Here is a 20,054-nt window from a genome sequence, read left to right as displayed (position 1 = left end):
AAATTCCTGAGGACCCAAAATGAATCTCGGCGCTTTAGTTTCTGAAACCCGTAACCCGCAAACCATGGATCTTGATGCGTTGTCCACGCTTGAACTGGTTCACCGCTTTAATCAACAGGATACCCTGGTCGCGGAAGCCGTAAAAGCCACCTTATCTGATGTGGCCCGTGCCGTAGATGCTGCTGCTGAAGCGTTAAAATCCGGAGGTCGTATTATCTATATGGGGGCCGGCACCAGCGGTCGTCTTGGGGTACTGGATGCCTCGGAATGCCCGCCGACCTTTGGGGTTCCCCATGGGCTGGTGGTCGGGTTGATTGCTGGTGGTCCGGGGGCCTTATTGAAAGCCGTCGAAGGGGCAGAAGACAACGCGCAACTGGGTGAGGATGATCTCATCGCGCTGAACCTCACGGCGAAAGATAATGTGGTGGGACTGGCTGCGTCCGGTCGCACGCCGTATGTGATTGGCGGTTTGCGATATGCGCGCAAAATCGGCTGCGCCACGGTCGCCATTTCCTGTAATCCAGGCTCCCCGATTGCTCAGGAAGCGGAAATCGCCATTTCACCGGTAGTGGGCCCCGAGGCGCTGACGGGGTCGACTCGGTTGAAATCTGGCACGGCGCAGAAATTGGTACTCAACATGATCTCGACTGGCGCCATGGTGAAATTTGGCAAAGTTTATCAAAACCTGATGGTGGATATGAAAGCCACCAACGTCAAACTCATCGATCGTGCCTGCCGGATGGTAGTAGAAGCAACGGGTATGACCCGTGCCGAGGCCGAGGCGTTGCTCAGGCAAACAGATTTCGAAGTAAAACCCGCCATTCTGATGGCATTGACGGGGCTTAGCGCCGATGCGGCGAGAGAAAAACTGATCGCGCATCAGGGCTTTTTACGTGCAGCACTCGCTGATTAACTGAGGTAGTTATGGATAAAACAGTGGCCCTTGCCCGCGAGATATTGCTGGGGATTGGCGGAGAGAAAAACATTCTGCGCCTGGAAAATTGCATGACGCGCGTCAGGGTTGAAGTTAAGGATGACGCATTACTGGATATTCCTCGTCTGAAGCAATTGCCTGGCGTCAGCGGTTACGTAAAGCAGGGTGAGCAGCATCAGTTAATTGTTGGCCCCGGCAAAGCGGCAAAAGTTGTCGATGCGATGCGTTCCCTGTTGGCGAACGGCGCTGAGCGTCCTGCCGGCGATGAGATTGAGCGGACCAAAGCGCAGGTAAAAGCGAAATACAAAGCGCCGATGAGCGATGCGCTGCGTAAGCTGGCCAACGTCTTTATTCCGCTGATACCGGCTTTTATCGCCTCTGGGTTAATCACCGGTATCATCAACATTCTCAAACGCCCGGATATCGTCGGCGATTTTGCGACGCATTACCCCAATATGCTGGGACTGATGGGCATCTTCGGCAGCGCCGTGTTCGCCATCATGAATATTCTGGTGGGGGTAAATACGGCTAAAGTCTTTGGCGGCTCATTGGCTATGGGCGGCGTGATGGCGGGAATTCTGTCGAGTCCGCAGTTGGCGCAGATTACGCTGTTTGGCGAAGCGCTGCAGCCCGGGCGCGGTGGGGTGATCGCTGTGCTGCTGGTGGTCGCGCTGATGTGCTGGATAGAGCGGAAATTCCGCGAAATATTACCCGGTTCACTGGAGCTTATTTTTAACCCGCTGCTGACGACGGTGATTACCGGTACGATTGCCATCGTCGCGTTGCAGCCGCTGGGCGGTTGGATCGCTGAATCTATCGCGCACGGTGCCTCATGGGCGATCGATCGCGGCGGCGTTGCCGTGGGGGCGGTACTGGCGGGCACGTTCCTGCCGTTAGTGCTGACCGGCTTACATCAGGGGCTGGTACCTATTCATGTCGAACTGGTTCAGGCGCATGGCTACAACGCACTGTTCCCTATTCTGGCGATGGCGGGCGTCGGGCAGGTAGGGGCGTCTATTGCTGTGCTAATGAAAACCCGTAATACGCGCCTGAAGAAAGTCATCAAAGGCGCATTACCGGTAGGATTGCTCGGCATTGGCGAACCGTTAATCTTTGGCGTTACCTTGCCGCTGGGAAAACCGTTTATTGGCGCCTGCCTCGGCGGCGCGGTTGGCGGAGCGCTCATCAGCTACTGGAAGGTCGCGACCGTCATTACCTTTGGCATTTCCGGATTACCGTTGGCGTTAACGATTGTGACCGGAAAAGTCATGCTCTATCTGTTAGGCTATCTGGTAGCGGTAATCGCCGGGTTCCTGTTTACCTGGCTATTGGGGTTTAACGATCCAGAGGAGTAAGGTTTGGCCAATCACGATCGGCGTGTTGTATTTTTTGACCTGGACGGTACGTTACATCAGGAGGATATGTTCGGCAGTTTCCTGCGCTATCTGTTACGTCGCCAGCCGCTGAATGCGCTGCTCGTACTGCCGTTGCTGCCGGTTATTGCGTTGGGGCTGCTGATCCAGGGACGTGCCGCCCGCTGGCCGATGAGTTTGCTGCTGTGGGGATGCACCTTTGGTCGCAGCGAGAGGCGTTTGCAAGCGCATCAGGCTGATTTTGTCCGCTGGTTTCGCGCTAACGTGACCGCGTTTCCGCTGGTGCAGGAACGTCTGACGACCTATCTGTTAAGCTCAGATGCCGACATCTGGTTGATTACCGGCTCCCCGCAGTCGCTGGTGGAGCAGGTCTATTACGACACGCCGTGGTTACCCCGCGTCAACCTGATAGCCAGTCAGATGCAGCGTGGCTACGGCGGTTGGCTGTTGACGATGCGCTGTCTGGGGCATGAAAAAGTTGCGCAGCTGGAGCGCCAGATTGGTGCGCCTCTGCGCCTCTACAGTGGGTACAGCGACAGTAAACAGGACAACCCGCTGCTCTTTTTTTGCCAGCATCGCTGGCGCGTCACGCCGCAGGGGGAACTCCAACAGCTGGAATAGTTGAAAGCATAGCTAGCATGTATAATGCGGCCGCTATGATTATCGGAGTATCCCTTTTGTCAGAAGTCGAATTTAGCCACGAATACTGGATGCGTCATGCGTTAACGCTGGCGAAGCGTGCCTGGGATGAACGTGAAGTCCCGGTCGGTGCCGTATTAGTGCACAACAACCAGGTCATAGGAGAGGGATGGAACCGTCCGATTGGTCGTCACGATCCTACCGCTCACGCGGAAATTATGGCGCTGCGGCAGGGCGGACTGGTGATGCAAAACTACCGTCTGATCGATGCCACTCTATACGTCACCCTTGAGCCGTGCGTGATGTGTGCCGGGGCGATGGTGCACAGCCGTATCCAGCGCGTCGTGTTTGGCGCACGTGATGCAAAAACGGGGGCGGCAGGGTCGCTGATTGATGTACTCCATCATCCTGGCATGAACCACCGCGTCGAAGTGAGCGAAGGCGTGTTAGCTGATGAGTGCGCGGCAATGCTGAGCGATTTCTTTCGCATGCGCCGTCAGGAAATCAAAGCGTTGAAAAAATCTGCCCATAACGACCCTCAGGTCGGCTAAGGCGCGCCAACGCTCGCCCGGTCTGTCGTCTTTTTCTTCTGCTGCGGAAGTAGCGGCGAAGGGGGATGCGGCAGATAGCTGGACGATGATTGCGACAGGAAAGAGGAGAGCGGCAGCCTCTGCTTGCCCAACGTCATCGGTGAAACTGCCGGGTAATCTGCGGCCAGCTTCAGCTCTTCCGCCACCTGCTTCTCTTTTTCGAGCAAATACCCGACCAGGCTTATCTGATATTTACGGATATTTTCCACGTACGTATAGGCTTCATGGCCTCGCGCATAGCCGTAGGTCAACTTGCTGTAATACGGTTTCTGGCTGAGCAGGGGAAGACGCTGTTTGACATCTGCCCAACTGTCCGGGTTCCCCTTGGTTTTTGCCGTTAGCGCTCTGGCGTCGAGCATATGCGCATAGCCCATATTGTAGGCGGCCAGCGCGAACCAGATGCGCTCTCCCTCCGGGACGCTTTCCGGCACTTTACTCATCATGTCCTGTAAATAACGCACGCCGCCGCTGATGCTCTGTTCTGCATCGGTGCGGTCGGTGATTCCCAGACTCTGTGCGGTATTTTTGGTGAGCATCATCATGCCGCGGACACCGGTTGGTGAAGTGGCCTGCGGATCCCAATGGGATTCCTGCCATGAGATGGCGGCCAGCAGTCGCCAGTCAATTTCCTCGGCGTATTTTTCAAACAGTGGCTTGAGCTCGGGTAGCATGGCGTCCACCGCACGCAGGAAAGTGCGGGTGTCTACATAGTCAAAGTCATCACCATGCCCAAGGTATTTTTCTTCAAGACGTGCCAGCGTGCCATCCTCATTCATCGTATTGAAGAAATCGAGCAGGGCGGCAGAAAGAGTATTGTCCTCATCCAGAGCGCTAAACCAGGTCACCGGTTGTTCATCGGTCACATCCAGCGCAACCGCCAGTTCCGGGTGAACCCGCTGGTACAAACTAATGGCGACAGAATCTGCAATGGTGTAGTTAAGTTTGCCCGCGATCACGTCATCCATCAGTTCCGTGACGCCTTTTTTGGCATCGGTGGTCCAGATCAGTTCGGGAAACTTTGTCTCTTTGAGGCGCTGCAAATCATTCGCTACGACGTGTCCCGGGGCGAGTGTGAGCTGGCCTTCTTTTATACTGCCGAGCGTGCGGGGGCGATACTGGCCTACTTTATAGACAAGCTGTTGTGAGACGGAGTAGTAGGTTGGGCCTGGCTGGTAATTTTTAACGCGCTCGCTGTTGTAGACCAGACCGGCCGCCAGCAGGTCGGCATCGCCATCATCCAGATCGTCAAACAGCTGGCTGATGTTCTGGCGCACGGTTACCTTTAGCTCCACGCCCAGATAGTTGGCGAACTGTTGGGCCAGTTCGTAATCCAGCCCGAAGGGTTTTCCGTTAAGCGTGGTCCAGGTTAACGGGGATTCAATAGTACTCACCCGCAACTCGCCCCGCGCCTGGATGGCAGCGATACGGTTGTCTGCTTTACCAAACCACGGGATAGCGGGCCAGAGAGCCGCAGCCAGCAGCAGCGTCAAAATGCCGATAAACAGATAATTAATCTTTATTTTTTTCAATTAGTTAATTCTCTGAACGGTACGTTGTCTCGGGATGGGAAAAGTCACTGGAAGATCGGGAGTATTCATCAATGAGCGGCATTTTGCTTAAACTTCCGCCAGTTGGCAACTAATTACAACCATTGGCCGCATCGTATGATAAGACGGACGGGAGATTTTATTTCGACGCAAACGGTTTCGTCAGCGGCTCAGATTCTTTATAATGACGCCCGTTTCCCCACTTGGGCACACCGAAAGCTTAGAAGACGAGAGACTTATGATGGAAATTCTGCGTGGTTCGCCTGCACTGTCGGCATTCCGTATTAACAAACTGCTGGCGCGCTTTCAGGCTGCCAACCTCCAGGTCCACGATATTTACGCCGAGTACGTCCATTTTGCCGATCTAAATGCACCGTTAAATGAAGATGAGCACGCGCAGCTTGCTCGCCTGTTAAAGTACGGTCCCAGCCTGAGCAGTCATACCCCGAAGGGGAAACTGCTGCTGGTGACGCCTCGCCCTGGCACCATCTCCCCCTGGTCTTCCAAAGCGACCGATATTGCCCATAACTGCGGTCTACAACAGGTCGATCGCCTTGAGCGCGGCGTAGCTTATTACGTTGACGCCTCAACGCTGACCGCTGCGCAATGGCAGCAGGTAGCCGCTGTATTACACGATCGCATGATGGAAACGGTGTACTCTTCATTGACCGATGCGGAAGCCTTGTTCGTTCATCACCAGCCGGCACCGGTTGCCTGTGTCGATCTGCTGGGCGAGGGCCGCCAGGCGCTCATCGACGCCAACCTGCGTCTGGGACTGGCGCTGGCGGACGATGAAATTGATTATCTGCAGGAAGCGTTCACTCGCCTGGGACGTAACCCTAACGACATCGAACTCTACATGTTTGCCCAGGCTAACTCAGAGCACTGTCGTCACAAGATTTTTAACGCCGACTGGATTATCGACGGCGAACAGCAGCCGAAGTCGCTGTTCAAAATGATTAAAAACACCATGGAACAAACGCCTGATCACGTGCTGTCTGCCTATAAAGACAACGCGGCGGTGATGGAAGGTTCCGAGGTGGGGCGCTATTTTGCCGACCACGCCACCGGGCGCTATGACTTCCATCAGGAGCCTGCGCATATCCTGATGAAGGTAGAAACCCACAACCACCCGACGGCAATTTCCCCATGGCCTGGTGCCGCGACCGGTTCCGGCGGTGAAATTCGTGACGAAGGCGCCACCGGGCGCGGCGCGAAGCCGAAAGCCGGTTTGGTGGGCTTCTCCGTATCTAACCTGCGCATTCCTGGCTTTGAACAGCCCTGGGAAGAGGATTTCGGTAAGCCAGAGCGCATTGTTACCGCACTGGATATTATGACCGAAGGCCCTCTCGGCGGTGCGGCGTTTAACAACGAATTTGGACGTCCAGCGCTGAACGGCTATTTCCGTACCTATGAAGAAAAAGTGAACAGTCACAACGGCGAAGAGCTGCGCGGCTATCACAAGCCCATCATGCTGGCGGGCGGGATTGGCAACATTCGCGCCGATCACGTGCAGAAAGGCGAAATCGTGGTTGGCGCCAAACTGATCGTTCTCGGCGGCCCGGCGATGAACATCGGTCTCGGCGGCGGTGCGGCGTCGTCAATGGCGTCCGGTCAGTCCGATGCCGATCTCGACTTTGCCTCCGTACAGCGTGATAACCCAGAAATGGAGCGTCGCTGTCAGGAAGTGATTGACCGCTGCTGGCAGTTGGGCGATGCCAACCCGATCCTCTTTATCCACGACGTCGGTGCGGGCGGTCTTTCCAATGCTATGCCAGAACTGGTGAGCGACGGTGGGCGCGGCGGTAAATTCGAACTGCGCGATATTCTCAGCGATGAGCCGGGTATGAGCCCGCTGGAAATCTGGTGTAACGAATCTCAGGAACGTTACGTGCTGGCGGTAGCGGCTGATCAGCTGCCGCTGTTTGACGAACTGTGTAAGCGTGAGCGTGCGCCGTACGCGGTGATTGGTGAAGCCACCGAAGAGCAGCACCTGTCGCTTAACGATCGTCATTTCGACAACCAGCCAATTGACCTGCCGCTGGATGTATTGCTTGGCAAAACGCCGAAGATGACTCGCGACGTGCAGACGCTGACGGCGAAAGGCGACGCGCTGAACCGTGCGGATATCACCCTGGCCGAAGCCGTGAAGCGCGTATTACATCTGCCGGCGGTAGCAGAAAAAACCTTCCTTGTGACTATTGGCGACCGTACCGTGACTGGTATGGTATCCCGTGACCAGATGGTCGGCCCGTGGCAGGTGCCGGTAGCGAACTGCGCGGTCACCACCGCCAGCCTCGACAGCTATTATGGTGAAGCGATGTCGATTGGCGAACGTGCGCCGATAGCGCTGCTGGACTTCGCCGCCTCTGCCCGCATGGCCGTGGGTGAAGCGTTGACCAACATCGCGGCAACGCATATCGGCGATATCAAACGTATCAAGCTTTCCGCTAACTGGATGGCGGCAGCCGGTCATCCTGGCGAAGATGCCGGTCTGTATGAAGCGGTGAAAGCGGTGGGCGAAGAGCTTTGCCCGGCGCTGGGTCTGACGATTCCGGTCGGTAAAGACTCCATGTCAATGAAAACCCGCTGGCAGGAAGGGAACGAACAGCGCGAAATGACCTCGCCGCTGTCGCTGGTGATTTCCGCCTTTGCCCGCGTGGAAGATGTGCGTCATACCGTTACCCCGCAGCTTTCTACCGAAGATAACGCGCTGCTGCTGATTGATCTTGGCAAAGGCCACAACGCCCTGGGCGCAACGGCGCTGGCGCAGGTGTATCGTCAGTTGGGCGATAAACCGGCAGATGTGCGTGACGTTGCGCAGTTGAAAGGTTTTTACGACGCGATGCAGGCGCTGGTCGCGCAGCGTAAACTGCTGGCCTGGCATGACCGCTCCGACGGCGGTCTGCTGGTGACACTGGCGGAAATGGCGTTTGCCGGTCACTGTGGCGTGAACGTCGATATCGCTACACTGGGCGAGGATCATCTGGCTGCACTGTTCAACGAAGAGTTAGGCGGTGTGATTCAGGTTCGTGCGGAAGATCGCGATGCAGTAGAGGCTCTGCTGACGAAATACGGTCTGACCGACTGCGTACATTACTTAGGCCAGGCCGTAGCCGGCGATCGCTTTGTCATCGCGGCGAACGGTCAGGCAGTCTTCAGCGAAAGCCGCACTACGCTGCGTGTCTGGTGGGCAGAGACCACCTGGCAGATGCAGCGTCTGCGCGACAACCCGGAGTGTGCCGATCAGGAGCATAACGCGAAATCCAATGATGCCGATCCGGGTCTGAACGTGAAGCTCACCTTCGATATTAATGAAGATATCGCTGCCCCGTACATTGCTACCGGCGCGCGCCCGAAAGTGGCGGTGCTGCGTGAGCAGGGAGTTAACTCCCATGTGGAAATGGCGGCAGCGTTCCACCGTGCGGGCTTTGATGCCATTGACGTCCACATGAGCGATCTGCTTGGCGGGCGTATTGGCCTCGGGAACTTCCATGCGCTGGTCGCCTGCGGTGGGTTTTCTTACGGCGATGTACTGGGTGCGGGTGAAGGCTGGGCGAAGTCTATTCTGTTCAATAACCGCGTGCGCGATGAGTTTGAAACCTTCTTCCACCGTCCGCAGACGCTGGCGCTGGGCGTATGTAATGGTTGCCAGATGATGTCGAATCTGCATGAGCTGATCCCGGGCAGCGACCTGTGGCCGCGCTTCGTGCGTAACCATTCCGATCGCTTTGAAGCGCGCTTTAGTCTGGTTGAAGTGACCCAAAGCCCGTCGCTGCTGTTGCAGGGGATGGTAGGATCAATGATGCCTATCGCGGTTTCTCATGGCGAAGGGCGCGTCGAAGTCCGTGACGCGGCGCACCTGGCGGCGCTTGAAAGCAAAGGACTGGTAGCGCTGCGCTTTGTTGATAACGTTGGCAACGTGACTGAAAACTATCCGGCAAACCCGAACGGCTCGCCAAACGGCATTACTGCGGTCACCACCGAAAATGGTCGCGTGACGATTATGATGCCGCACCCGGAGCGCGTGTTCCGTACTGTCAGCAACTCCTGGCACCCGGAAAACTGGGGCGAGGACGGACCGTGGATGCGCATCTTCCGTAATGCGCGTAAGCAGTTAGGTTAACCCACCTCAGGCACGTCCGGAGAGACATTTCCCGGACGTGCTGCTTTCCAGTTTCGGAGAGATCCAAAGGACACAGCTGACTATTTTTAGTACAATCGTTCCCGTCGTTTACAGGGAAGGGAACGGATTATGAGGCTGATCAAGACAGTTAAGTTGTATTATACGCAGGGTACTTCAGACAAAGTGTATGAAGTCGATCTCTGTGAGCAGCCAAACGACGACGCTAACCGCTATTGGGTGAATTTTCGTTACGGAAGACGTGGCACCACCCTGCGGGAAGGAACCAAAACCGTCACGCCTGTTGATCTGGCCCAGGCGGAAGCCATTTTTACCAGCGTGGTGGTGGCTAAAACCAATAAAGGCTATCGCGAATCCTCTCTACGTCGGTTGTTAACCACGCCAACCTCTTCCGCGTCACTCTCCGAACGGTTAAGCCAAATCGATGGCATCAACGAAAGCCTTCAGCGCGCCCGTAGCATATGGCGCCTGCCACAGCAGCCGGATCCGGTGCTGGCGGCATGGCTGGAAAAAGGGCTCAGCTCGCAAAACCACTGGCTGGAAAATTATGCCCGGTTGAGAACGCTGGGGCGAACCGGTGAGGTGCGCAATCTGACCAAAGTGAAAACGCTTTTGGCCAGCGAATCGCTGCCCCTGCGCCATCTGGCGTATGAAGTCTGGCTACGTCTCAGCGATGAGGCTGAACGCAGCGTGCAGCAAGCGCAACTGCTCGCCACGCTACCGGGAGAACTGGCCTCGGCAATCACTGCAAACGACAGCACTGCACTGGACATCCTGCTGGCGCAACGAATTAACGAGCATAATCCCGACGCCAGCGAGCGATTAAAAACGCTGTACCTGTTAGCGCTGGACAATGCGCCGTTACATCAAAGCCTGCTGCGCCTGGTGAAAGACTTACCTTTCCGTCCGAATCTATTTAAAGGCATCCGCTATCTGTTCAAAATGGCCGAGTTTCGTCTCGATGCCGCCATGTTCGCCCTGCTGGTCTGGCGCTTTGATACGACGCGTGAATTCTACAGCGCTGACTGGGACTGGGCCTGGCTGGAAGGGACAGGCTACATCAAACCGAGTGCTGAGCTGGTGCGGGCCGACAGCCGACTGGCCTATTCGAAAAAGACGCGACATTACCTGCGTCGTCACAGTTGGCGTTCGCTCCAGCGTCTGGGGGTTACTGGCGATCCGCGTTACGTCGATATGGCCAGCGCTCTCCTGCTGCAATATCACGACACGGACTTACTGCCAGAAAGGCCATGTTACAGGGGAACCTACGCTGCTGATGCACATCTCTTCGCCTGGAACGCCATCCTGCGCTTACATAATCCGCGTTATCAGCGTCATTCTCAGCGCGCATTATGGATTCGGTTGTCAGAAGGCCGCGATACCCAACGAGGCGAGGCTTTCCCTGCGTTGTGGGATCAACGCCCTGACGCCCTGTTAGCTCTGCTGTTGCACAGCGACAGTCATGCCGTCATCGAGTTTGTGCTGCGGGCACTGAAAGACAACAGTGAATTCTGTCGAAACCTTACCGATCAACAACTGGCGAAACTGCTTGCCCGTCCCTCTGCGGTGATTGCGGAATGGGTGTTGGCGCATCTGGCGGGGCGTCCACTGAGCCATGCGCTGCTGGTGGCGTTAATTCAGAGTCCGCATTCGCAGGCCCGAGTTATGGCGCTAACGCAGCTTAACGCTCTGAGCATGTTGTTTGACGACACTGAACTCTCAGTCGCGCTATTGCTTACTGACGATGAGGAGATAGGTCGCTGGCTGGACGCGCGCTTAATCCAACAGCCGCTTAACGGCGTGCAAAAAGATGCGCTAATGCAGGCGCTGTTGGCGCAGTTGAGCCTGGCGACCACCGGCTTTTCGCCTCAGCATGCGCAATGGCTGTCAATCTGCTGTACCACCCATCTGAGTGCGGCGGTGCACTCTGTGTCGCTGGAAATTCTGAGTACGTTGTTAGGCCATGCGGACGTTGGCGTACAGATCCTGTCGGCGCAACTGCTGGTCAGCAGTCGCTTTACGCTCAACGATCTGCCGCAGGCGCTCGTGTCTCAACTTCATCATTCCCCTGTGGCGGCCGTTCGTGCATCGGGGATTGCGCTGCTGGGCAAACAAAGCCCAGAAACATTGCTACGTCAGTTGTCGCTGTTAGTTGACCTGTTAAGCTGCGGCGAGGAGGCAGAGCGCCAGGCATGCTTTGGGCTCCTGCAACAGTTGGCTCGCAGTGACGCCTCAGCGGTGTTTGCCGCGTTATTCCCGTTGCTGTTTCAGAAAGAGGCGCAAGAGGGCGCGCATCAGGCGCTGCTGACCTTTATCAGGCAACATCTCTCGCCGTGTCTGGAAACGCTGGATAAAGATACCCTCTGGCGGCTCATTCAGGCGCGCGCTTCGGCGGCTCAGACGCTGGGCGGGGAAGTGTTACAGTCCCGTTCTCCGCTGGAATTTAGCGTCAGGCAGTGGGTCGTGCTGGCTAACCATCCTGAACGTGCCATTCGCGACTATGCGCTGCGGGCATTTGAGCAACACGTTGACGTAGTGCGGGAACAGAGCCGTGAAGCGCTGGCGGTGCTGGAAAGCGACTGGCCTACAACCCGCGAATTTGCTTTCGCCTATTTCCGTCAGCACTATCCGGCGCAAAGCTGGACGCCGGAGCTGATTGTTAATCTGTGTGACAGCAACCGCGAGGATGTCCAGGCCTGGGGGCGTGAGCTGCTGCAAACCTTCTTCCATCGCGATCGGGGAGAGGAGTACCTGTTGAAGCTCAGCCAGCACCCCTCGGTGACGGTGCAGACATTCGTCACTCACTTTTTTGCCGACTACGCGGCAGGAAAACCGCAGGTTATTCTGGCGTTAAGGCCCTGTTTTTTGGCGATATTATCGCAGATTAATCGAGGGCGCGTCGCTAAAGATCGCACCCTGGCATTCCTGGCGCAGCAGGCAGAGTGCAGCCCGCAGGTGCTGGAAATGGTGAGTGAGCTACTGACTCGCCTGTCGCTTACGGTGGTGCAAAAAGATAAAGCCCCGTTGATAAAAACGATGCTACAGCTGCAAAAGCGGCATCCGGAATTGACATTACCGCTTGAAATTGTTGTCCGATCCGCACAAGGAGCGCGCCATGCAGGTTAACTATCGCTATCAGGGAAAGAGTAGCGTTTCGGACAAAGGGCTGACCTTTGCCCCCGATAGCCTGCGTCAGCCGGCATTTTTCGTCGGAGAATTGAAGCAAAAGCTGGCGTTCCGCGAGGCGATCTCCGCGCTGCATAACGTGGTGATTTCTGACATGCGCTTTCAGCCTAAAGATCGTACCGACTATCTGAACTGGCTGGCCGGGGAAGAGCAGCGGCTGCTGGCGGAATTTATTGCGCAAAAGGGACATATTCAGCAAGACATCAGCGATATTCGCCAGCAGTTACAAAAGATAAACGGTGAGGCCGATAAAATCCTCGCCCCTTATCGCCAGGCGCAGAGAGCCTATTTTAACTATCTGTATAAAGAGAACATTGATGCCTGGTACGTGCTGGACCCGGTGATCACCGTGCATCCGGACGAGGTGTTCTTTGAATGCTTTTCGGAAGATGAATCCAGTTATGGCAAGCTCAGTTGCCATTATGACGTCTTCGACGCTATCAGCGAGCAGGCCTTCGGCACCACGAATATTGACTACTCAGAAGGGCTGTATCAGGCGTTTCAAAAGATCCGTGACTATCGCCCTACGCAGTTAAAAATCGACCCGGATGGTTTCGCGGTACAAACCGATGGCATCGCCTGTGAAGAGAAAAAAATCGATCTCCCGGATAGCTGGGTGCGCGGTTTTTTGCAGGTCAGTTCTGCCATGACGCTGCCCATGGTGAAATTCACCCTCGAGCCGATGGACATACACAACATTTGTTATCGTCTGCGACGCAGGAAAGAGCGTCTTGGCCCCCGCGCGCTGCGCTTTGAACTGACGCCGGGGCAGCCGGTAAAAATTATTTTTGAGCCGTGGAATGAGACGTTGGTTTGCCCGCGTTCGCTGTATCAGGGCGACCAACCGCGTTCTATTCGCGTCTGGGGACGGCGGCGTCTGCACATCCTCGAGCGGCTGATTCCGGTTGCTGAAAAATTTGATGTCTGCCTGCTGGACGACGGCATGCCGTCATTCTGGATCGCCGATCTCGGCGCAATGTGCTTTACCCTCGGTCTTTCCGGATGGAGCGCCAATGACTGGTCGGCGCAGGGCAATTTCGATCTGCTCGCACCTCGCGAACAGGTGGACGCCATGACGCAGGAGCGCGTCTACCATACGCTGAGTCAGGGACATATGGCCTCAAGCGGCGTGCTGGCAGCCAGTTTGCAACTGGAAGAAAGCGTGGTGAAAGCCGCGTTAGCGGCCTATAGCCAGCATGGTCAGGTGCTCTACGACATCAGTAAAGATCTCTGGCGCGTCCGCGATCTCTGCCGCGAGCCGATCCCATTAGACCAGTTGCGTTTCCAGAACGAACGCGAAGAAAAGGCGCTGAATTTTGTGCGCGCCGGACTGGTCACTGTAGACAACTGTTTGAGTAATGCCTCCGGGACGGAAATGAGGGGGTCGGTATTGGATAATGCCGTGCGGTATCCGGTAAAACTGACGCTGGACAGCGATCGGTGCCTGACGACGGGAGAGTGCAACTGCCATTTCTTCCATCAGAATCGCCTGCGTCGAGGCCCGTGCGAACATATGTTAGCGCTGCGCCAGGCGGCGAAGGTAAAAGCATGATGAAAAGGATATTTACTGCTGATATAATGAGCACTAATAGCGGCGTGGCAAGCGAACCTTGCATCCCGGATGGTGGATCGCCATTCAGGTTTTATGACTGCCCACGCGTCACTGATGCCATCTTCACTGGGCAGAGTGTGAGTACCTGTCACTATTGCGGTATGGTTTCGAAGAAACCAATGAGTGACAGGTACTCCACTCTGCGTCGAGTGGACGACCTCAGCACCAGGAACTCTTCGAAGGCTTTTTCCGCCACGCCGCTATCCCTTCCTTTAGCCTCTGCTTTTTATCCCGCATTACGATCAGGGAGTGTTCGTCATGTCTGAATCACCGAAACTGACCCGTCAGCAACTCTATGAGCGCATCCGCGAAACCAGCAAGGAAGAGGTGATTCTGGCGGAAATGATCCGCCTGGGGTTCTGGGATGGCGAACAGAAAAAGCCCGATCTGACCGCGGAATTTATCGCCCAGCGGGCGGCGCTGGAAAAACGGCTTGCAGAGTTAGGGCAACAGCAGCAGTTGTACAGCGATCCGCAAAAAGCCTTACGTGAACTGCACAAGGCGCGGAAAAAAGCCGCGCTGGAAAAACGCGAGCAGACGCGCATCGCCCGTAACCAGGCGCGCTATGAACGCGCACAGCAGTGGCATCAGAAGCAGCAGTCTGAGATAAGTTGGCTTGGCGAGGGGTTTTCGTTTGGCCTTAGCGATACCACGCAGAATGAAGCCCGGCTGAAGCAGCAAAACCTGCCGCTGCTGGCAGACAGTCAGACACTGGCCACGTTGATGGGGATCACTATCAACGAACTGCGCTTCTTGTGTTTTCAGAAAGACGTGTCGCGGATTAACCACTACCGGCGGTTTTCGCTACTCAAAAAAAGCGGCGGAGAGCGGCTGATATCCGCGCCGATGCCGCGTCTGAAACGCGCCCAGTACTGGATCCTGGAAAACATACTTAACCGCGTGAAGCTGCATGATGCGGCACATGGCTTTGTGGCCGGGCGCAGTATTTTGACCAATGCGCTGCCACACGTCGGCCGCGCGGTGGTGATCAACCTGGATATGGAGAATTTCTTTCCGACGGTAAGCTATCGCCGGGTGAAAGGACTGTTTCGTCAGTTGGGTTACGGCGAACAGATCGCCACTGAACTGGCGCTGTTGACGACGGAGCCGGAAACCGAACAGGTCGTGCTTGACGGTGAAAACTGGTTTGTGCAGCAAGGTGAGCGCTTTTTACCGCAGGGGGCGCCGAGCAGTCCCGCGATCTCCAACATCATCTGCCGCCGTCTCGACAGTCGTCTGCATGCGATGGCCCATAAACTGGGCTTCGCCTATACCCGCTATGCCGACGACATGACTTTTTCCTGCGCGGATAACCGCGGCAATGTTCAACAACTGCTGTGGCGCTGCAAACAGATTGTGCAGGATGAAGGCTTCCGGGTTCATCCGCAAAAAACGCGGGTGATGCGCAAACCGCAGCAGCAACAGGTGACCGGGATCGTGGTCAATGAGAAGCCCTCATTAGATCGTAAAACCCTGAAACGTTTTCGCGCGTTGTTGTTCCAGATCGCAAAAGATGGTATGGAGGGAAAACGCTGGGGGCCGGGTGAACTGATGGCGAGCATTGAAGGCTATGCGAATTTTGTCGCGTTGGTCGCACCGGGAAAAGGCATTCCTCTGCAAAAACAAGTCACTGACATCAAGCGCCAGTATGGTTACGCCACCCAGCCGGGACGGATCACCGCGCTAAACAAGAAACTCTTCCGTGCCAAAGCGGCGCGCGGGGAGTCGCCACGCGATAGCTGGTGGCAGGCGCAAGGGCCATCGGCACCAGAGCTGGAACAGACTGCGCTACAGAAGCAGGCATTGCGGCGAGCCGCTTCAGCCGCTGAAGATGTTCCGTCGGCAGCGAAGAACGCGAGTGTGCCTGACGACTTCGCGGAGACACCGCCTGAAAGGCCCAAAAAATCATCGCGGTTGTGGTGGTGGTTCCTGGCATTTGTGGTGTATCTCATTTTCCGCTGGGCTTAGCGGCACGTGTTTCCTGTTGTCGGGAATTTGCGACAATCCGCTATTCAGCGTGTCTCCAAAATGAGACATTTAACCTACTGATTTTTATAAGATTTGAAAATGAGTATTAGAGGTGTTGCTAATAAGCGACACTTAGCCTGGAAATTGTTCAGTGCTTAAGTATCGTAGGTTTTGCTTAAAGTTATTGTGGTTCAATGCGTTAATAAAACGTTTTGAAAGTTGGCATAGATACTGCATAATAATACTCAGTGGCTCATTCACCTTCTTATGTCAGCCCCTTCGGGACGTGCTACATAAACTTCGAATGACGCACAACAAGGTGCCTGCCGTCCAACTTCTGATAACAGCGTAGCTTTATCAACCATCGGGCGAAACGTCGAGTTAGGCACCGCCTTATTCCATAACAAAGCCGGGTTTATCCCGGCTTTGTTGTATCTGACGTTTCCCTCAGTTAGCATCATTCCATTCCTGAACAGTGAGAGTGACGCATTGAAGCGCTGGTCCCTATTTCCCCGATCCCTTCGACAGCTGGTGACGCTGGCATTCTTGTTGATTCTGTTACCGCTCCTGGTACTCGCCTGGCAGGCGTGGCAAAGCCTCAACGCGCTGAGCGCTCAGGCGGCGCTGACTAACCGCACCACGCTTATTGACGCGCGTCGCAGTGAAGCAATGACCAACGCCGCGCTGGAGATGGAGCGCAGCTATCGCCAGTATTGCGTACTTGACGATGCCAGACTGGCGAAGGTCTATCAGAGCCAGCGTAAACGCTACAGCGAGATGCTGGATGCGCATGCCGGCGTCTTACCGGACAATAAGCTTTATCAGGCGTTGCGTCAGGATCTGAACGATCTCACCCAGTTGCAATGTCAGAATAGCGGGCCTGATCCGATCGCCGCAGCGCGACTGGAGGCTTTTGCTCACGCCAACACGGAAATGGTCCAGACAACGCGCACGGTGATTTTCTCTCGCGGGCAGCAGCTACAGCAGGAGATCGCCGAGCGCGGACAGTTCTTCGGCTGGCAGGCGCTGGTGCTGTTCCTTGTCAGTCTGGCGATGGTGCTGCTGTTCACACGTATGATCATCGGGCCGGTAAAAGGCATTGAACGTATGATTAACCGGCTGGGGGAAGGGCGTTCGTTGGGCGATAGCGTGACGTTTACCGGGCCGCGCGAATTGCGTTCCGTAGGACAGCGTATCATCTGGCTGAGCGAGCGCCTCTCATGGCTGGAATCCCAGCGCCATCAATTCTTACGCCATCTTTCCCATGAGTTAAAGACGCCGCTGGCCAGCATGCGAGAAGGCACCGAACTGCTGGCGGATCAGGTTGTCGGACCGCTGACGGCGGAGCAAAAAGAGGTGGTTGGCATTCTGGATAGCAGCAGCCGGAACTTGCAAAAGTTGATTGAGCAACTGCTTGATTACAACCGCAAACTGGCGGACAGCGCGATTGAATTGGAAAGCGTAGAGATTGCTCCCCTGGTCGATATGGTGGTTTCTGCTCACAGTCTCCCTGCTCGCGCTAAAATGATGCATACCGATGTTGAATTGACAGCGGAGCACTGTCTGGCAGAGCCGATGCTGCTGATGAGCGTACTGGACAATCTTTATTCCAATGCGGTGCACTACGGGGCTGAATCCGGTAACATCCGTATTCACAGTCGCCAGCAAGGGGCAACGGTTATCATTGATGTTATTAACACCGGAACACCGATCCCTGAAGCGGAGAGTGCCATGATTTTTGAGCCTTTTTTCCAGGGAAGCCATCAGCGAAAAGGGGCGGTGAAGGGCAGCGGACTGGGACTAAGTATCGCCAGAGACTGTATCCGCCGTATGCAGGGAGAACTGTATCTTGTCGATGAGAATGCACAAGAAGTCTGCTTCCGTATCGCGCTGCCGCTTTCAGCAACAAGAAACGATTAAATAATACTAAGACTGGTGAATATGCCTCAGTTTTTTGTCCACATTTTTCAACGTTCTTTTCTCCGGCAGGCGATCCTTGCGGGTTGCCCCTGTCTGGTATTGCTGGGCTGCGTTCCCCATGCAGTAAAGCCTGCGTCTGATGACGTCACGCAGGAAAAGATCCCGACCTATCAACTGGCGGATTATCTTTCTGTCGACTGTAGCGATATCTGGTCGTTGCAGGGGAAAACCACAGAAACCAATCCGCTCTACTGGCTACGCGCGATCGACTGTGCCGATCGTCTGTTACCTGAACAGTCGCGCAATGAAGCCCGCGCGTTGAGCGCTCCAGGCTGGCAGAACGCCCTGAAGCGCGGAATTTTATTGGCGAATGCCAAAATCACGCCGCTTGAGCGTCGCGATAACGTCTCGCAACTGGATGCGCAAAGCACTCAAATTCCGCCGCAGGTGCGCCCCCTCTATCAGCTCTGGCGCGACGGGCAGACGATGCAATTACAGCTATCGGAAGAGCGTCAGCGCTACAGTAAACTGCAACAAACGACGGACGGCGATCTCGATACGCTGCGTCAGCAGCACCAGCATCTGCAAAATCAGCTCGATCTAACCACCCGTAAGCTGGAAAACCTGACCGATATTGAGCGTCAGCTTTCCACCCGTAAGCCCTCGGGAAACTTCAACCCGGAGGCGACACAGAATAGTGACAAGCCTGACGGTAAAGCATCCGAGCCAGCACAAGATGAGGTAACGCCATAATGAGTCGCAAACCGGCACATTTGTTGCTCGTGGATGATGATCCTGGTCTGCTGAAGCTGCTTGGTATGCGGTTGACCAGCGAAGGGTACAGCGTGGCAACGGCGGAAAGCGGGGCCGAAGGGCTGCGGGTGTTGAACCGCGAAAAAATCGATCTGGTCATAAGCGACCTGCGGATGGATGAAATGGACGGTATGCAACTGTTCAGTGAAATCCAGAAGGTTCAACCGGGAATGCCGGTGATCATTCTAACCGCACACGGTTCGATTCCGGACGCGGTCGCCGCAACGCAGAAAGGGGTATTTAGCTTTCTGACCAAACCGGTCGACAAGGACGCGCTGTATCAGGCGATTGACGGAGCCCTGGAACAGTCTGCCCCCGCGACCGACGAGCGCTGGCGCGAGTCTATCGTCACGCGAAGCCCATTGATGCTGCGTCTGCTTGAGCAGGCGCGGATGGTCGCTCAGTCCGACGTCAGCGTCTTGATCAACGGACAGAGCGGAACCGGGAAGGAGATTTTTGCGCAGGCGATTCACAATGCCAGCCCGCGCGGAAATCATCCATTTATCGCCATTAACTGCGGCGCGTTACCGGAGCAATTACTGGAATCCGAGCTGTTCGGGCATGCGCGCGGGGCGTTTACTGGCGCGGTGAGTAACCGAGAGGGGCTGTTTCAGGCCGCAGAGGGCGGGACCCTGTTTCTCGATGAAATCGGTGACATGCCCGCGCCGCTACAGGTCAAACTGCTGCGCGTATTGCAGGAACGCAAGGTCCGGCCGCTTGGCAGTAACCGCGATATCGACATTGACGTGCGCATTATCTCGGCGACCCACCGCGATCTACCAAAAGCGATGGCGCGCGGCGAGTTTCGCGAGGATTTATACTATCGTCTGAATGTGGTGAGTCTGAAGATCCCGGCGCTGTCCGAGCGTACTGAGGATATCCCCCTGCTGGCGAATCACTTACTGCGCCAGTCAGCTGAACGTCATAAGCCGTTTGTCCGCGCGTTCTCAACGGACGCGATGAAGCGCCTGATGACCGCAAGCTGGCCAGGCAACGTGCGGCAACTGGTGAACGTGATAGAGCAATGCGTCGCGCTAACCACCTCGCCGGTGATCAGCGATGCGCTGGTCGAGCAGGCGCTGGAAGGCGAAAACACTGCGCTGCCCACCTTTGTTGAAGCCCGTAATCAATTTGAGTTGAATTACCTGCGTAAATTGCTGCAAATCACCCGTGGCAATGTCACCCACGCGGCGAGAATGGCGGGGCGCAACCGGACGGAGTTTTATAAACTCTTGTCGCGACACGAGCTGGATGCAAACGATTTCAAAGATTAACGCAACAAGATATGTTACGTTTAGCGGATTAAAAGACAGGCGACCTTTTCAAGG

12 protein-coding genes are annotated in these 20,054 nt (G+C 55.7%); 11 read left to right on the top strand and 1 reads right to left on the bottom strand.

Annotation, left to right across the window (positions count from 1 at the left end):
* The first annotated feature begins 19 nt into the window (after positions 1-19).
* The 4 genes from murQ to tadA are packed head-to-tail and all read left to right on the top strand — an operon-like array spanning position 20 to position 3,497.
* Positions 20-913 (top strand): N-acetylmuramic acid 6-phosphate etherase, encoded by an 894-nt coding sequence (gene murQ, locus HVY19_RS15220; protein WP_181681376.1) that lies wholly within the window; start codon positions 20-22, stop codon positions 911-913.
* Positions 914-924: 11 nt separating this feature from the next.
* Entirely contained in the window at positions 925-2,289 is a 1,365-nt protein-coding gene (locus HVY19_RS15215) for a PTS transporter subunit EIIC (RefSeq protein ID WP_181681375.1), read from the top strand.
* A gap of 3 nt (positions 2,290-2,292) precedes the next feature.
* Entirely contained in the window at positions 2,293-2,928 is a 636-nt protein-coding gene (yfhb, locus tag HVY19_RS15210) for a phosphatidylglycerophosphatase C (RefSeq protein WP_181681374.1), read from the top strand.
* Positions 2,929-2,984: 56 nt separating this feature from the next.
* Positions 2,985-3,497 carry a tRNA adenosine(34) deaminase TadA gene (gene tadA, locus HVY19_RS15205; protein ID WP_220132946.1) on the top strand — a complete coding sequence of 171 codons (513 nt, stop codon included), beginning with the start codon at positions 2,985-2,987 and terminating at the stop codon, positions 3,495-3,497.
* On the opposite strand, the gene mltF is transcribed toward tadA, so the two are convergent.
* Positions 3,494-5,065 (bottom strand): membrane-bound lytic murein transglycosylase MltF, encoded by a 1,572-nt coding sequence (mltF, locus tag HVY19_RS15200; RefSeq protein ID WP_181681372.1) that lies wholly within the window; start codon positions 5,063-5,065, stop codon positions 3,494-3,496. The two genes, tadA and mltF, sit on opposite strands and share 4 nt — an antisense overlap.
* 256 nt (positions 5,066-5,321) lie before the next feature.
* Here mltF and purL point away from each other — a divergent pair, with 256 nt between their 5' ends.
* From purL to glrR, 7 genes are all read left to right on the top strand, one after another.
* A complete protein-coding gene (purL, locus tag HVY19_RS15195; protein WP_181681371.1) occupies positions 5,322-9,209 on the top strand; it encodes a phosphoribosylformylglycinamidine synthase in 3,888 nt (1,295 codons plus the stop codon).
* A 129-nt stretch (positions 9,210-9,338) separates the two neighbouring features.
* Positions 9,339-12,353, top strand: a complete 3,015-nt coding sequence (locus HVY19_RS15190) for a WGR domain-containing protein (RefSeq protein ID WP_181681370.1) — start codon at positions 9,339-9,341, stop codon at positions 12,351-12,353.
* A complete protein-coding gene (locus tag HVY19_RS15185; protein ID WP_181681369.1) occupies positions 12,343-13,965 on the top strand; it encodes an SWIM zinc finger family protein in 1,623 nt (540 codons plus the stop codon). Before HVY19_RS15190 ends, HVY19_RS15185 begins: the two co-directional genes overlap by 11 nt.
* Positions 13,966-14,283: 318 nt before the next feature.
* A complete protein-coding gene (locus tag HVY19_RS15180) occupies positions 14,284-15,993 on the top strand; it encodes a reverse transcriptase family protein (RefSeq protein ID WP_181681368.1) in 1,710 nt (569 codons plus the stop codon).
* A gap of 489 nt (positions 15,994-16,482) precedes the next feature.
* Positions 16,483-17,913 (top strand): two component system sensor histidine kinase QseE/GlrK, encoded by a 1,431-nt coding sequence (gene qseE / locus HVY19_RS15175; protein ID WP_181681367.1) that lies wholly within the window; start codon positions 16,483-16,485, stop codon positions 17,911-17,913.
* Positions 17,914-17,934: 21 nt separating this feature from the next.
* Positions 17,935-18,666, top strand: a complete 732-nt coding sequence (qseG, locus tag HVY19_RS15170; RefSeq protein WP_181681366.1) for a two-component system QseEF-associated lipoprotein QseG — start codon at positions 17,935-17,937, stop codon at positions 18,664-18,666.
* Positions 18,666-20,000 carry a two-component system response regulator GlrR gene (gene glrR, locus HVY19_RS15165; protein WP_181681365.1) on the top strand — a complete coding sequence of 445 codons (1,335 nt, stop codon included), beginning with the start codon at positions 18,666-18,668 and terminating at the stop codon, positions 19,998-20,000. The genes qseG and glrR overlap by 1 nt, the downstream gene beginning before the upstream one ends.
* The last annotated feature ends 54 nt before the right edge of the window (positions 20,001-20,054 follow it).

The sequence above is a fragment of the Citrobacter sp. RHB25-C09 genome (genome assembly GCF_013836145.1).
Classification (GTDB): Bacteria; Pseudomonadota; Gammaproteobacteria; order Enterobacterales; family Enterobacteriaceae; genus Citrobacter_A.
This window is presented reverse-complemented; position numbering and strand designations above follow the sequence as displayed.

What these genes read in the sequence shown, in the direction of transcription:
- murQ (WP_181681376.1), top strand. Translation starts at nt 20, where the DNA reads ATGAATCTCGGCGCTTTAGTTTCTGAAACCCGTAACCCGCAAACCATG.
- HVY19_RS15215 (WP_181681375.1), top strand. Translation starts at nt 925, where the DNA reads ATGGATAAAACAGTGGCCCTTGCCCGCGAGATATTGCTGGGGATTGGC.
- purL (WP_181681371.1), top strand. Translation starts at nt 5,322, where the DNA reads ATGATGGAAATTCTGCGTGGTTCGCCTGCACTGTCGGCATTCCGTATT.
- HVY19_RS15190 (WP_181681370.1), top strand. Translation starts at nt 9,339, where the DNA reads ATGAGGCTGATCAAGACAGTTAAGTTGTATTATACGCAGGGTACTTCA.
- HVY19_RS15185 (WP_181681369.1), top strand. Translation starts at nt 12,343, where the DNA reads ATGCAGGTTAACTATCGCTATCAGGGAAAGAGTAGCGTTTCGGACAAA.
- HVY19_RS15180 (WP_181681368.1), top strand. Translation starts at nt 14,284, where the DNA reads ATGTCTGAATCACCGAAACTGACCCGTCAGCAACTCTATGAGCGCATC.
- qseG (WP_181681366.1), top strand. Translation starts at nt 17,935, where the DNA reads ATGCCTCAGTTTTTTGTCCACATTTTTCAACGTTCTTTTCTCCGGCAG.
- glrR (WP_181681365.1), top strand. Translation starts at nt 18,666, where the DNA reads ATGAGTCGCAAACCGGCACATTTGTTGCTCGTGGATGATGATCCTGGT.